The organism is Streptomyces sp. NPDC002092 (assembly GCF_053593775.1).
Map to the genome: position 1 here is coordinate 25,024 of NZ_JBSFDG010000026.1, position 15,553 is coordinate 40,576.

The following is a 15,553-nucleotide window of genomic DNA, read 5'->3' on the forward strand; positions in this document are numbered from 1 at the left end:
GCCGATTTGGAGACACAATGATCCCGTTGTCGTTCGCGCAGCGTCGGCTGTGGTTCGTGGACCGGTTCGAAGGCCCGTCGCCGACCTACAACGGCGCGTTCGCCCTGCGGCTGACCGGTGAGCTGAACACGGATGCGCTCGAGGCGGCGCTCCGCGATGTCATCGACCGGCACGAAGTCCTGCGCACGGTGATCGTCGAGGGCGACGACGGCGTCCCGCACCAGCAGGTGCTGCCCTTCGGGGAGCAGCCGTTCGACCTGCCGCTCGTCGAGGTCGCGGGGGAGCAGGAGCGGACGGCGGCGGTCGACGAGGTGGCCACCGCCACCTTCGACCTGGCCGCCGACGCGCCGATCCGCGCCAGGCTGGTGCGGTCCGGGCCGCGCGAGCACACCCTCGTCGTCGTGGCGCACCACATCGCCGTGGACGGGGAGTCCTTCGGGCCGCTGTTCCGCGATCTCACCACGGCCTACACGGCCCGCATCGAGGGCGGGGCCCCGGCGTGGGAGCCGCTGCCGGTGCAGTACGCGGACTACACGCTGTGGCAGCGGGACGTGCTCGGTGACGAGTCCGATCCGGACAGCACGGCGGCACAGCAACTCGCCTACTGGCGCGAGGCGTTGGCCGATCTGCCACAGCCGCTGGCCCTGCCGACGGACCGCCCGCGTCCACGGGTGATGAACCCCGCCGGCGACCGCGTCCCGTTCTCCGTCGGCCCCGACCTGCTCGCAGCCGTGGAGAAGCTGGCCGCGGAAGCGGGCACCACCGTGTCGATGGTCATGCACTCGGCACTCGCGGTGCTCCTGCACCACCTCGGGTGCGGCGACGACGTGTCCATCGGCGCGCCGATCACGGACCGCACCGACGAGGAACTGCGGGACCTCGTCGGGTTCTTCGTCAACACCTGGGTGCTGCGCGTCGACCTGTCCGGCAACCCGTCGTTCGGCGAGCTGCTGGAGCAGGTGCGGGACCGGTCCCTGGCCGCGTACGACAACCAGGACATGCCGTTCGAGCGCCTGGTGGAGCTGCTCAACCCGGACCGGTCCACCGCCTACAACCCGTTCTTCCAGGTCATGCTCTCCTGGCAGCCGCCCGTGCCGCCCATGGAACTGCCCGGCCTCGGTGTCCGGGCCGAGCGGCTCGAGACCGGGACGGCCAAGTTCGACCTGTTCTTCGACCTGATCCCGAACGGCTCCGGCGGGGCGCACTGCCGTCTGGAGTACGCCACCGGCCTGTTCGACCGGGACACGGCCGAGGGCATCGCACACCGGTTCGTCCGCGTACTGGGCCTGCTCGCGGCCGACCCGGAGCGCGCGATCGGCACCCTCGACGTGCTCGACGCGGCCGAGCGGGAGCGGCTGCTCACCGAGTTCAACGACACCCGCACGGCGGTGTCCGACTCGACGGTCCCGGAGCTGTTCGAAGCCCAGGTGGCCAGGACGCCCGACGCCCCCGCCCTCGTGTGCGACGACCGGACCCTGACCTACCGGGAGCTGGACGACCGGGCGAACAGCGTCGCCTGGGAGCTGATCCGGCGCGGTGCCGGGCCGGAGGACCTGGTGGCCCTCGCGCTGCCGCGCACCGAGGACCTGGTGGCCGGCCTGCTCGGGATCCTCAAGTCCGGCGCCGGGTACGTGCCGTTGGACCCGCAGTACCTCAGCGGGCGGGCGCAGAGCGTGCTGTCCGAAGCGGCTCCCCGGTTCGCGGTCACCGACACCGCCACCTGGCAGGACCTGCCGCAGGGCGGCATGTCGTGCGTCAACCTCGACGAGCAGGCGGGCTGGGAGACGCCCGCGGGGGCGCCGGACAACGCGAGCCGGATCGCACCGCTGAGCCCGGACAACCTGGCCTACGTGATGTACACCTCCGGCTCCACGGGCAAGCCGAAGGGCGCGACGATCACCCACCGGGGCGTTGTCAACGGCGTGCGGGAGCTGGTGCGCGTCCTCGACGCGCCGGCCGGTTGGCGCATGCTCGCCGGCACCTCGGTCAACTTCGACGTCTCGGTCTTCGAACTGCTGACCACCCTGACCACCGGCGGCACGGCCGAGGTGGTGGCGAACGCGCTGGCGCTCGGCGAGCGTGAGCGCTGGGACGGCCACGTGATCAGCGGGGTCCCCTCGGTGCTCGGGGAACTGGTGGGCCAGCTGGAGCAGGCGCCCGACGTGCGCACGGTCGTCTTCGCGGGCGACGTGCTCCCCGGCCGGCTGGTGCGGCAGGTCCGCGAGGCCCTGCCCGGCGTGCAGATCGTCAACTCCTACGGGCAGAGCGAGAGTTTCTACGCCACCACGTTCTCCCTCGCGGCGTCCGAGGAGTGGGCGGACAGCGATGTCGCCCCCATCGGCACCCCGCTCGGGAACATGCGTGCCTACGTGCTGGGCCCGGGACTCGCCCCGGTCCCGCAGGGCGTGGTCGGTGAGCTGTACGTGGTCGGGACCTGCCTCGGCCGTGGCTACCACGGCCGCCCGGGCCTGACCGCCGAGCGCTATGTGGCCAGCCCCTTCGGTCCCGCCGGTGAGCGGATGTACCGCACGGGCGACCTGGCCCGCTGGAACGCGCAGGGGCAGCTGGAGTGTGTGGGCCGCGGCGACGGCCAGGTGAAGGTGCGCGGCTTCCGCATCGAGACGGCCGAGGTCGAGGCCGCGATCACCGCGCACCCCGGCATCAGCGAGGCCGTGGTGATCAGCCGGGAGGTGCCCTCGGGCGGGCGGCGGCTCGTCGCGTACGTGGTGCACACCGGCGAGGGAGCCGTCGGTGACGACGGCGCCGGCGGCATCGGCGACGTGGATGTGCAGTCCGGCGCCTCCGCCGCCGAGCTGCGCAAGTTCGTCGCGGCCCGGCTGCCCGACTACATGGTGCCGTCGGCCTTCGTGGCCCTCGGCCGGCTCCCCCTCGGCCCGACCGGCAAGCTGGACCGCAAGGCGCTGCCCGAACCGGAGTTCCTCGGCGAGACCTACCGGGAGCCGCGCACCGAGGCCGAGAAGATCATCACCGCGGCGTACGCGGACGTGCTCGGAGTGGAGCGGGTCGGTGTCGACGACGACTTCTTCGCGGTGGGCGGGGACAGCCTGCGCTCCATCCAGGTGGTGGCGCGGGCCCGCGCCCGGGGCCTGGAGCTGAGCACGCGGGAGATCTTCGAGTGCCGCACGGCGGCCCGTCTCGCCGAGGTGGCCTCCACCCGCACGAGCCGGGTGCCCGTGCTCGCAGAGCTGGAGGGCGGCGGCGTCGGCCCGATGCCGCTGCAGCCGGTGGCACGGCAGGTGTTCGAGCACGGCGGCGGGACGAACCGTTTCGCCATGTCGATGGTCCTCGAACTGCCCACGGACATCGACGCCGGCGGCCTCGCCGCGACGCTGGACGCCGTGCTCGACCGGCACGACCTCCTGCGCGCGCGGCTGGTGCGCGGCGACGAGCCCTGCCTCGACGTGCGCCCGGCGGGCACCGTACGGGCCGCGGACCTGATCCACCGGGTCGACTGCGACGGCCGCTGGGACGAGCCATCCTCGCTGCAGGCGGCCAAGGCCGAACTGGACGCCTCGGTGGGACGGCTCGACCCGGAAGCCGGGACCATGGCGGACTTCGTCTGGTTCGCCGCGCCGTCCGGCCCGGGCAGGCTGCTCGTGGTGCTGCACCACCTGGCGGTGGACGGCGTCTCCTGGCGGATCCTCATGTCGGACCTCGCCGAGGCCTGGCAGCAGGTCCGCTCCGGCAAGGCGCCCGAGCTGCCCGCGGTCGGCACCTCGGCCCGGCGCTGGGCGTCGGCGCTCCAGGACGAGGCGTTCTCCCCTCAGCGGGAGGCGGAACTGACGTACTGGCGGGACCTGCTGGAGGCGTCGAACCCCCCGCTGGGCACGCGGGCGTTCGACCCGGCAGTGGACGTGTGGTCGACGCTCGACACCGTGCGGGCGCAGCTGCCCGCCGAGGTCACCGAGGCCGTGCTGACCAGACTGCCCGCGGCGTTCAAGGGCACCGGCACCGACGTACTGCTCGCCGCGCTCGCCCTCGCGGTGAACCGCTGGCGCGGTGAGGACCGCTCGACCCTGGTCCGTCTCGAGGGACACGGCCGCGAGGAGGAGGCCGTGCCCGGGGCCGACCTCTCCCGGACCGTCGGGTGGTTCACCACCATGTACCCGGCCCGGGTCGATGTGCAGGGGGTGGACCTGGCCGACGTGCTGGCGGGCGGCCCCGCCGCCGGGCGGGCGATCAAGCTGGTCAAGGAGCAGCTGCGCGGGGTCCCGGACAAGGGCCTGGGCTACGGGCTGCTGCGCTACCTGAACCCGGAGACCGCCGAGCAGCTCGCCGAGTACCCGGCGCCGCAGATCGGCTTCAACTACCTCGGCCGCATCTCCGACGCCGACGTGCCCGAGCACCTGCGCGCACACGGGTGGGGGCCGGCGTCCTGGTCCGCCGAACTGATCGCGGCGCCCGACCCGGACCTGCCCGCGCTGTCCGCGCTCGAGGTCAACTCCGTCGTCACGGACACCGCCGACGGCCCCCGGCTGCAGGCGGCCTTCATGTTCCCCACCGGGGTGCTCTCCCGCGAGCAGGCCGCCGAACTGGCCGAACTGTGGGTCGAGGTGCTGCACGGCATGGCCGCGTACGCGGCACGCCCCGGGATCGGCGGGCTCACGCCCTCGGACGCCCCCCTGGTCTCGGTGCGCCAGGACGAGATCGAGACCTGGGAGGAGCGCTACGGCCGGCTGGTCGAGGTGTGGCCGCAGGCCCCGGGGCAGTCCGGTATCCAGTTCCAGGCGGCCCTCGCCGACGGCACCTTCGACGTCTACCACATGCAGTTCGTACTGCACCTGTCCGGGCAGGTGGACCCGGAGCGCATGCGGGCGGCCGGACAGGCGCTGCTGGAGCGGTACCCCAACCTGCGCTCCGCGTTCCTCACCGCGGCCGACGGCGATCCGGTGCAGGTCGTGGCGGAACACGTCGCCCTGCCCTGGCGGCACCTCGACCTGACCGGGCGGAGCGAGGCCGAGCAGGACGCGGCGCTCGATGCGGCCCTCGCCGACGACCGCGCCGACCAACTCGACCCCACCCGGCCGCCGTTGATCCGCCTGGCCCTGCTCACCTGCGGGCCCGAGCAGGCGAAACTCATCATCACGGCCCATCACACCCTGTTCGACGGCTGGTCGTCGCCGTTGGTGATCACGGATCTGGTCCGCCTGTACGCCGAGACCCGTGAGCTGGCTCCGGTCCGCTCCTACGGCGACTACCTGGCCTGGCTGTCCCGGCAGGACCGGGAGGCGTCCGAGGCCCGGTGGAAGGCCGAGCTGGAAGGATTCGACCAGCCGACCCTCGTGGCCGCGGGCCTTGTCTCCGAGGGAGAGGCGACCGCCCTCGGGCGGGTCGAGGTACCGCTGTCGATCGACAAGGGACGTGAACTCGCCCGGCGCGCCGCGGAACTCGGGGTCACGCTGAACACGCTCCTGCAAGGCGCGTGGGCGGTCCTGATCTCGAAGCTGACCGGGCAGCAGGACGTGGTGTTCGGTGCCGCCGTCAACGGCCGCCCCGCGGACCTGACCGGCTCGGACGAGATGGTCGGCCTGTTCATCAACTCCCTGCCGACCAGGGCCATGTGCCGAGCGGACCAGAGCCTGGCCGACGTCATCACGGACCTGCAGAACCGGCAGATCGGCCTGCTCGACCACCACTACTACGGCCTCGCCGACATCCAGCGCGGCGTCGGCCTGCCCGCCCTGTTCGACACGATCGTGGTGTTCGAGAACTACCCGATCGACCGCGAGGGCATGGTCGAGGCGAACACCTCGGCCGGCTTCACGATCGATGCCATCCGGCCGTTCGCGGGCTCGCACTACCCGCTCACCCTCAACTCCTCCGACCCCTACCTGCGGCTCTCCCTCGACTACCAGCGCAACCTCTACGACCGTGCCTCGGCCGAGGTGATCGCCGCGCGGCTCGTCCGGGTGCTGGAGCAGGTGCTGCAGGATCCGTCGGTGCCGGTGGGTGCCGTGGAGGTGCTCGGCGAGGACGAGCGGGACTGGCTGGTGCGCCAGGTCAACGACACGGCGCACCCGGTGACCGCGGACACCCTGCCGGCCGCGTTCGAGGCTCAGGTGGAGCGTGACCCGGACCGGGTGGCGCTGATCGGTGAGCAGGAGACACTGACCTACGGGGAGTTCAACCGGCGTGCGAACCGGCTGGCGCACTGGCTGGTGGAGCAGGGTGCCGGTCCCGAGCGGCTGGTCGCGGTGAAGATCCCCCGCTCCGTCGACCTGCTCGTGGCGCTCTACGCGGTGGTGAAGGCCGGCGCGGCCTATGTGCCGGTGGACCCGGAGCTGCCCGAGGACCGGGTGCGGCACGTGCTGGACAGCGCGCAGCCGCTGCTGGTCCTCGACGAGAACCTCCCGGACGTCTGCGCCTGCCCGGAGACGAACCCGCGGCGCGCGCTGTCCCCGGACCACGCCGCATACGTCATCTTCACCTCCGGTTCCACGGGCGGCCCCAAGGGTGTGCAGGTGGCGCACCGGTCGATCATGAACCGGCTGCAGTGGGGCCTGGCGCACTTCGACGTCGGGGCCGAGGACCGGGTGCTGCTCAGCACGACGGCGAGCTTCGACGTGTCGGTGCCGGAGCTGTTCGCGCCGCTGCAGGTCGGGGCCGCCGTGGTCATCGCGCGTCCGGACGGGCGCCGGGACCCGGCCTACCTCGCCGACCTGATCCAGCGCGAGCGGGTGACCGGCGCGGACTTCGTGCCCTCCCTGCTGGAGGCGTTCGTCGCCGAGCCGGCGGCCAAGGAGTGCACCAGCCTGCGCTGGATCGAGGTCGCGGGCGAGGCGTTCCCTCCCGCACTGGCCAACAAGGCGGTCGGCGTGCTGCCGGACTGCGGGGTGCACAACCTCTACGGGCCCACCGAGGCATCCGTCGAGGTCACGGCATGGCAGCACGTGCCGGGTGCGGACCGGGTGCCGATCGGCGCACCGGTGTGGAACACCCAGGTGTACGTGCTGGACGCGGCGCTGCGTCCGGTCGCGCCCGGGGTCGCCGGTGAGCTGTACCTGGCCGGTACCGGGCTCGCCCGGGGCTACCTGGGACAGACCGGGCTGACCGCGGGCCGGTTCGTGGCCTGCCCCTTCGGCGAGCCGGGAACCCGGATGTACCGCACCGGTGACCTGGTGCGGTGGAACACGGACGGCCAGGTCGAGTACATCGGCCGGACCGACTTCCAGGTCAAGGTGCGCGGCTTCCGCATCGAACTCGGCGAGATCGAGCAGGCGCTGGCCGCACACCCCGACGTCGACAGCGCGGTGGCCGTGGTGCGCGAGGACCGCGCCGACGACCAGCGACTGGTCGCATACGTGGTGCCGGTCAAGGGCACGGATCCGGCCGGACTCGACCTCACGGCCCTGACGGGCCAGGTCCGGGAGCACCTGCCGGAGTACATGGTCCCCTCGGCGATCGTGCCGCTGGCCGAGCTGCCCATGACACCGAGCGGAAAGCTCGACCGCAAGGCGCTGCCCGCACCGGACTACACCGAGGCCGACACCGGACGCGGGCCGCGCAACCCCACCGAGGAAGTCCTGTGCCGGCTGTTCGCGGACCTGCTCGGCCTGGAGGAGGTCGGTATCGACCTCGACTTCTTCAGCCGCGGCGGGCATTCGCTGCTGGCCACCCGGCTCGTCGGCCGCATCCGCAACGAGCTGAACGCCGAGGTGAAGGTCACGACGGTGTTCCGCAATCCGACCGTCGCCCAGCTGGCGGTTCAGATCGAGGAACAGGCCACGTCGAACCGCCCCCGGCTGCGTCCCCGGCTTGGCCAGATGACCGTTGAGGAGACGCGTCGATGATCCCCCTGTCCTTCGCCCAGCGCCGGCTGTGGTTCCTGCACCGCCTGGAAGGCCCGTCCGCGACCTACAACATCCCGTTCGTGCTGCGCCTGGACGGGCCGCTGGACACGGCGGCCCTGGCCGCGGCGGTCGCGGATGTCGTCACCCGGCACGAGAGCCTGCGCACCCTGGTCGCCGAGAACGCGGACGGCACGCCGGAGCAGCGGATCCTGCCTCCCGAGGAGGCGGCCGCCCCGTTCTCGGTGACCGACGTGGCCGCGGACGCGGTGGACGCCGCGCTGCAGCAGGCCGCGTGCGAGGGCTTCGACCTGGACACGGAACTGCCCCTGCGGACCACCGTGCTCCGCGTCGGTCCGCAGGAGCACGTGCTGGTGTTCGTGTTCCACCACATCGCCGCGGACGGGGCCTCGATGGCGCCGTTCCTGCGGGATCTGCTGTCGGCGTACTCGGCCCGTCACCGGGGCGAGGAGCCGCAGTGGCCGCCGCTCCCGGTGCAGTACAAGGACTACACACTGTGGCAGCGCGAGCTGCTGGGCGACGAGGAGGACCCGGAGAGCATCGCCGCCGCGCAGCTGGAGTACTGGCGGGGCGAACTGGCCGCGGTGCCGCAGCCGGTGCAGCTGCCGCTGGACAGGCCGCGCCCGACGGCGGCCGGCCACGACGGCGGCCATGTCGACTTCGAACTGGACGCGGACCTGCTTGCCGGGATCGGGAAGCTGGCCGCGGAGCGCGGCGGCACGGCGCCGATGGTCGCGCAGGCCGTGCTCGCGGTGCTCCTGCACCACGTCGGCGCCGGCAACGACCTGACGATCGGCAGCCCGATCGAGGGGCGCGCCGATGAGCAACTCGACGATCTGATCGGGTTCTTCGCCAACACCTGGGTGCTGCGCGTCGACCTGTCCGGCAACCCGTCGTTCGGCGAGCTGCTGGAGCAGGTGCGGGACCGGGCCCTGGCCGCGTACGACAACCAGGACGTCCCGTTCGAGCGGCTGGTGGAGCTGCTGAGTCCCGAGCGCACCACCGCGTACCAGCCGCTGTTCCAGGTGATGCTGGCCTGGCAGTTCGAGTGGTCGCAGATCGAGATACCGGGTCTGCGGGTCACCCCCGTCCCGGCGGGCACCGGCACCGCGAAGTTCGACCTGTTCTTCAACATCGTCCCGGCCCCGTCCGGCGGAGCGTACGGCCGGCTGGAGTACGCGACGGAACTGTTCGACCACGCCACCGCCGAGAGCCTCGTCGACCGCTATGTGCGCGTGCTGCGGCAGGTGGTCGCCGATCCCGGGACGCGGCTCGGCGGGGTGGACGTGCTCACCGGGGCCGAGCGGGACCGGCTGGCACGGCTGAACGACACCACGGCACCGGTGCACGCAGCGACGGTGCCGGAGCTGGTCGCCGCCCAGGTGGCGAAGACACCGGACGCGACGGCGGTGGTGTCCGGGCAGACCGAGCTGTCGTACCGGGAGCTGGATGCCCGCGCCGACCGGCTGGCCGCGGCCCTGCGGGACCGCGGTGTGGGACCGGACGTCCTGGTCGCCGTGGCCCTGCCGCGCTCGGCGGACCTGGTGGTCGCGCTGCTCGCGGTGCTCAAGGCGGGCGGCGCCTACCTGCCGGTCGACCCCGGCTACCCGGCCGCGCGCGTCGACCTCCTGCTCAGCGCGGCCGATCCCGCCCTGGTCCTGACCGACTACCAAGCGGCGGCGACCGTGGCCAAGTGCCGGACGCCGGTGCTTCACCTCGACGACCTGTGCCTCGACGAGCGCGCCGTCGAAGCCCCGGACGTCCGGATCGACCCGGACAACCTGGCCTACGTGATGTTCACCTCGGGCTCGACCGGGACGCCCAAGGGGGTCGCCGTCACCCATGCCGGGGTGGTCAACGGCGTGCGGGACCTGCGCCGGATCGTGCAAGTCGAGGCGGGTTCCCGGATGCTCGCCGCGACCTCGGTGAACTTCGACGTCTCCGTGTTCGAGATCTTCACCGCGCTCACCGCCGGAGCGAGCGTCGAGATCGTCCGTGACGTACTCGAACTCGCGGAGCGCGGCCGCTGGTCCGGCACCACCATCAGCGCCGTGCCCGCGGTGTTCTCCGCACTGCTGGACCAGGACGTCGAACTCGACGTGCGAACCGTCGTCTTCGCCGGTGAGGCACTCTCGGCCGACCTGGTCCACAAGGTGCACAAGACCTTCCCCGACGTCCGTGTCATCAACGCCTACGGGCAGACGGAGAGCTTCTACGCCTCCACCTTCACGCTCCCGCAGCAGTGGACCGAGACCGGCGCGATCCCGGTCGGACAGCCCCTGGCCAACATGCGCGCTTACGTGCTGGGGCCGGAGCTGACCCCGCTCCCGCCGGGTGTGGTCGGCGAACTGTACGTCGGCGGTCTGCTCGCCCGCGGTTACCACCACGACGGCGCGGCGACCGCGCAGCGGTTCGTCCCCTGCCCCTTCGGGCCCGCCGGCGCCCGCATGTACCGCACCGGTGACCTGGCCCAGTGGGACCACAACGGCCGGCTGAAGTACGCGGGGCGGGCCGACACCCAGACGAAGATCAACGGCATCCGCCTCGATCCGACCGAGATCGAGACCGTCCTCGCCCAGCACCCCGCGATCGGTCAGGCAGCGGTCATGGTGCGAGAGGACCACACCGGCAGCAAACGACTCGTCGGCTATGTGGCGCCGGTGGGGGACGCCGGTGTTCCGGTGGCGGAGCTGCGGCGGTTCGTGGCCGAGCGGCTGCCGGACTACATGGTGCCCGCCGTGTTCATGGTGCTGGACCGGCTGCCGCTCAACGCGAACGGCAAGCTGGACCGGGCCGCGTTGCCCGAGCCGGAGTTCACCGGCGCCGCGTACCGGGCGCCGCGCACCGAGGCGGAGCGGATCCTGGCCGAGGTCTACGCCGACGTGCTCGGCTCCGGACAGGTGGGCATCGACGACGACTTCTTCACCAGCGGCGGGGACAGCATCCGGTCCATCCAGGTCGTCGCGCGGGCCAGGACGCGCGGCGTCGTCGTCAGCACGCGGGAGATCTTCGAGCACCGCACGGCCGCCCGGCTCGCGGAACTGGTCGAGGGCCGGCAGGAAGAGGAGCGCGTCACCCTGGCCGAGCTGCCGGGCGGCGGCGTGGGCTGGGCCCCGCTGCCGCCGACGGCGGCCCACGTCCTCGCGCTCGGCGGTGGCATCGGCCGGTTCTGCATGTCCGCGATGCTGACCCTGCCCGCGGACATCGACCGTACGGGCCTGCTCGCGACGTTGCAGGCCGTACTGGACCGGCACGACGTGCTGCGCTCCCGGCTCGACCGGGCGCAGCCGGGCCTGCGGATGCAGCCGGCCGGCCTGGTGGACGCCGGCGCCCTGGTACGGGAAGTCCCCTACGGCGACGCCGATGTGCAGGCCGAGCTGGACGCGGCCGCGGACCGCCTGGACCCGGACGCGGGCGTCATGGCGCAGTTCGTCTGGTTCACCTCCGGCACGAACGCGGACCCGGAAACGCAGACAGACCCGGACCGGCTGCTGATCGTGCTGCACCACCTGGTCGTCGACGGGGTGTCCTGGCGGATCCTGCTGCCGGACCTGGTGTCCGCCTGGCAGCGGGTCCGCGACGGTCACCCCTCGGCACAGCCCGCGGTGGGCACCTCGCTGCGCCGGTGGGCGCACGCCCTGGCCGCCGAGGCGGCCACCCCCGAGCGGGTGGCCGAACTGCCCGTCTGGCAGGAGATCCTGCGCGCCGAGGAGCCCGTGCTGGGCACGCGGGAGCTGGACCCCGCGCGCGATGTCACGGCCACCGTCGACACGGTACGCGTCCAGGTGCCCGCGGACGTCACACAGGCCCTGCTGACCACGGTGCCCGCGGTGTTCCGCGGCGGTGTCGACGACGGGCTGCTGGCCGGACTGGCACTGGCACTGGCCCGCTGGCGCGAGACACGTGGTGTCCCGGCGTCCCCGGCGCTGGTGCGGCTGGAGGGACACGGCCGAGAGGAGCACCTGGTGCCCGGCGCGGACCTGTCGGGCACGATCGGCTGGTTCACCGCGATGTACCCGGTGCGGCTGGACCTGGCGGGCCTCGACGTGGCCGACGCGTTCGCCGCCGGTGCGGCCGCCGGGCGGGCCGTCAAGGCCGTCAAGGAACAGCTGCGGGCGGTGCCGGACAACGGCATGGGCTACGGCCTGCTGCGCCACCTCAACGAGGAGACCGCCGCCGAGCTGGCCGGACAGCGCGTGCCGCAGATCGGGTTCAACTACCTGGGCCGCTCCTCCGGCGCGGACATCCCCGAGGAACTGCGGGGCCTGGGCTGGGCACCGGACACCACGCACCGGGATCTGATCGCCGCGCCCGACGCGGACATGCCGGTGCTGTCGGCCCTGGAGATCAACGCGGTGGCCGCCGGGGACGAACTGACCGCCTACTTCGGCTTCCCGACCGGGGTCCTGACCCGCGCGGAGGTGACCGAGCTGGCCGGGCTGTGGGTCGAGGCACTGACCGCCCTGGCCCGGCACGCCCAGGCCCCCGACGCCGGCGGGCTGACCCCGAGCGACGCACCCCTGGTCCGGGTGAGCCAGGAGGAGATCGACACCTGGGAGGCGCGGTTCGGCAGGCTGGCCAAGGTGTGGCCGACCACCCCGCTGCAGTCCGGGATGCTCTTCCACACGATGCTGGCCGCGTCCTCGTTCGACGCCTACCACATGCAGCTGGTGTTCCACCTGTCCGGCGAGGTCGACCCGGAGCGGATGCACCGGGCGGCCCAGGCCCTGCTGGGGCGTCATGCCGGCCTTCGTGCGGCGTTCGTCGACCGGGCGGACGGCGACGTGGTGCAGGTGGTGCCGGAGACGGTGCTGCTGCCGTGGCAGTACCTCGACCTGACCGCCGCCGGCGAGGCGGAGCGGACCGAGCGGTTCGAGGCGTTCCTCGCCGAGGACCGGGCCGCCCACTTCGACGTGGCCGCCCCGCCGCTGATCCGGATGGCCCTCGCCGTCCTCGAACACGGCCGCGCCGAACTCGTGATGACCGCCCACCACGTGCTGATCGACGGCTGGTCCATGCCCCTGCTGATGCAGGACCTGCTGCTGCTCTACGCGTCCGGCGGCGACCCGGCCGCTCTGGCCGCGACCCGGGACTTCGGCGATTTCCTGTCCTGGCGTGCCCGGCAGGACGACAAGGAGGCCGCACGGGTGTGGGCGGCCGAGCTCGACGGCGTCGAGGAGCCGACCCTGCTCGCCCCCGGCTCCGAAGGCGCGGGCGAGGGCGTCGACCAGGTCGAGATCGCGCTCCCGGCCGACGAGGCACGCGCACTGGGCCGGCGTGCCATCGAGCTGGGCGTCACCATCAACACCCTGGTCCAGAGCGCCTGGGCCCTGCTGCTCGGCCATCTCACCGGCCGCCAGGACGTGGTGTTCGGCGCCACCGTCTCCGGGCGCCCGCCCGCGGTGACGGACGTCGACTCGATGGTCGGGATGTTCATCAACACCCTTCCCGTACGCGTCGAGTACGCGCCCGGCGACACCCTGGCCGAGGTCCTCACCCGGCTGCAGAACCGGCAGGCCGGTCTCATGGACCACCACTACTACGGGCTCACGGAGATCCAGCAGTCCGTCGGCCTGCAGTCCCTCTTCGACACCCTGGTCGTCTTCGAGTCGTACCCGGTCGACCGTGAGGGCATCAGTGCCGCCTCCGACGCCGCGGACGGGATCACCTTCACCGGCCTGCGCGCGTCCACGGCCACCAACTACCCGCTGACCCTGATGGCGGCGGCCGACCCGCACCTCCAGCTCTTCCTCCAGTACACGAAGGGCGTCCTCGACCGGGACACGGTGGAGGTGCTCGCGGCCCGCCTGGTGCGCATCCTGCGGCAGCTGGCGGCCACCCCCGAGCTGAAGGTCGCGCAGGTCGACATCCTGGATCCGGCCGAACGCGACCGGCTGCTGGCCGAGTTCAACGACACGGCCGTCCCGACTCCCGACGTCACGATCACCCAACTCGTGCAGGCACAGGCGGCGCGGACCCCGGACGAGGTCGCCGTGGTCGCCGAGGGCGAGTCGCTCACCTACCGCGAGCTTGACGCCCGGGCGGGCCGCCTGGCGCGCGAACTTGCCGGACGCGGAGTGGGCCCGGAGTCGGTGGTCGCGGTGTCGCTGCCGCGGTCGGCGGACCTGGTGGTCGCCCTGCTCGCGGTTCTGAAGGCGGGCGGTGCGTATCTGCCGGTCGACCCCAAGTACCCCAGCCATCGCCTGGCGGCCGTCTTCGAGGAGGCGCGGCCGCGCCTCGTCCTGACGGACTCCGCGACGGTCGCGGCACTGCCGAAGCACGCGGCCCCGGACGTCTTCCTCGACACGCTCGACCTGTCCCAAGACGGCACCGGCCCCGAACTGACGCTCCACGCAGGGCAGTTGGCGTACGTGATGTACACCTCGGGTTCCACCGGCAAGCCCAAGGGCGTCGCCATCACCCACGCCAACGTGGTCAACGGCGTGCTGCAGCTCGCCTCCCGCGTGGGCATGGAGCCGGGCAAGCGGATCCTTGCGGGCACATCGGTCAACTTCGACGTCTCGGCGTTCGAGATCTTCACGACCCTCGCCGCCGGCGGCGTCGTCGAAGTGGTCCGGGACGTCCTGGTCCTGGGCGAGCGCAAGGGCTGGAGCGGCGGCGTCATCTCCACCGTGCCGTCCGCCTTCGCCGAACTCGTCGACCAGATCGGCGACCGCACCAGCGTGGAGACGGTCGTCTTCGCCGGCGAAGCCCTGCCCGCGTCGCTCGTCGAGAAGACACGCAACGCCTTCCCGGGCGTACGGGTCGTCAACGCCTACGGTCAGAGCGAGTCGTTCTACGCCACCACCTTCACCGTCGGCGGTGACAGCCAGGGCCGGTCGGGCAGCGCGCCCGTCGGCACCCCGCTCGGGAACATGCGGGCCTACGTCCTCGGCCCCGGCCTCGCTCCGGTGCCGCCGGGCACGGTCGGTGAGCTGTACGTCGGCGGGAACGTGGGCCGCGGTTACCACGGCCGCGCCGCCCTGACCGCCGAGCGCTTCGTGGCCGACCCGTTCGGCCCGTCCGGCTCGCGCATGTACCGCACCGGTGACCTCGCCCGCTGGAACGGCGAGGGCCAACTGGAGTACGAGGGCCGGGGAGACACGCAGGTCAAGGTGCGCGGCTTCCGCGTCGAGCCCGGCGAGGTCGAGGCCGCGCTCCTCGCTCACCCCGGGGTCGCGCAGGCCGCCGTCATCGCCCGCGAGGGGCGTGGCAGCGGCGCGGGCAAGCAGCTGGTCGCGTATGCCGTGCCCGCCGCCACCGGCGACGGCACGACCGACGACCGCGCCGGCCTGGAGACGGGACAGCTGCACGGCTTCGTCTCGGAGCGGCTCCCGGACTTCATGGTGCCGGCCGCCTTCATGGTCCTCGACCGGCTGCCGCTCACCCCGAACGGCAAGCTGGACCGGGCCGCGTTGCCCGAGCCGGAGTACACCGGCGCCGCCTACCGGGCGCCCCGCACCCCCCGCGAGCAGACCCTGGCCGGGCTCTTCGCCGAGGTGCTCGGCATGGACCGGGTCGGTATCGACGACGGGTTCTTCGAGCTCGGCGGGCACTCCCTGCTCGCCACCCGGCTGATCAGCCGCGCCCGCGCCGAGCTGGGGATCGAGATACCCATCCGCAAGATCTTCGACCTGCCCACGGTGGCCGCGCTCGCCGCCTGGTCGGAGCAGTCGGCAGCCCCCCGGCGCCCCAGTCTCCGCCAGATGATCGTCAAGGAGTGA

Annotated in this window: 2 protein-coding genes; both read left to right on the forward strand. The window is 72.7% G+C overall.

Features of this window, described 5'->3' with window-relative positions:
• Nucleotides 1-17: 17 nt before the first annotated feature.
• Nucleotides 18-7,811 carry an amino acid adenylation domain-containing protein gene (locus ACWCRD_RS40065; protein ID WP_450970604.1) on the forward strand — a complete coding sequence of 2,598 codons (7,794 nt, stop codon included), beginning with the start codon at nt 18-20 and terminating at the stop codon, nt 7,809-7,811.
• On the forward strand, nt 7,808-15,553 hold the full coding sequence (locus ACWCRD_RS40070; RefSeq protein ID WP_450970605.1) for an amino acid adenylation domain-containing protein: 7,746 nt from the start codon (nt 7,808-7,810) through the stop codon (nt 15,551-15,553). Before ACWCRD_RS40065 ends, ACWCRD_RS40070 begins: the two co-directional genes overlap by 4 nt.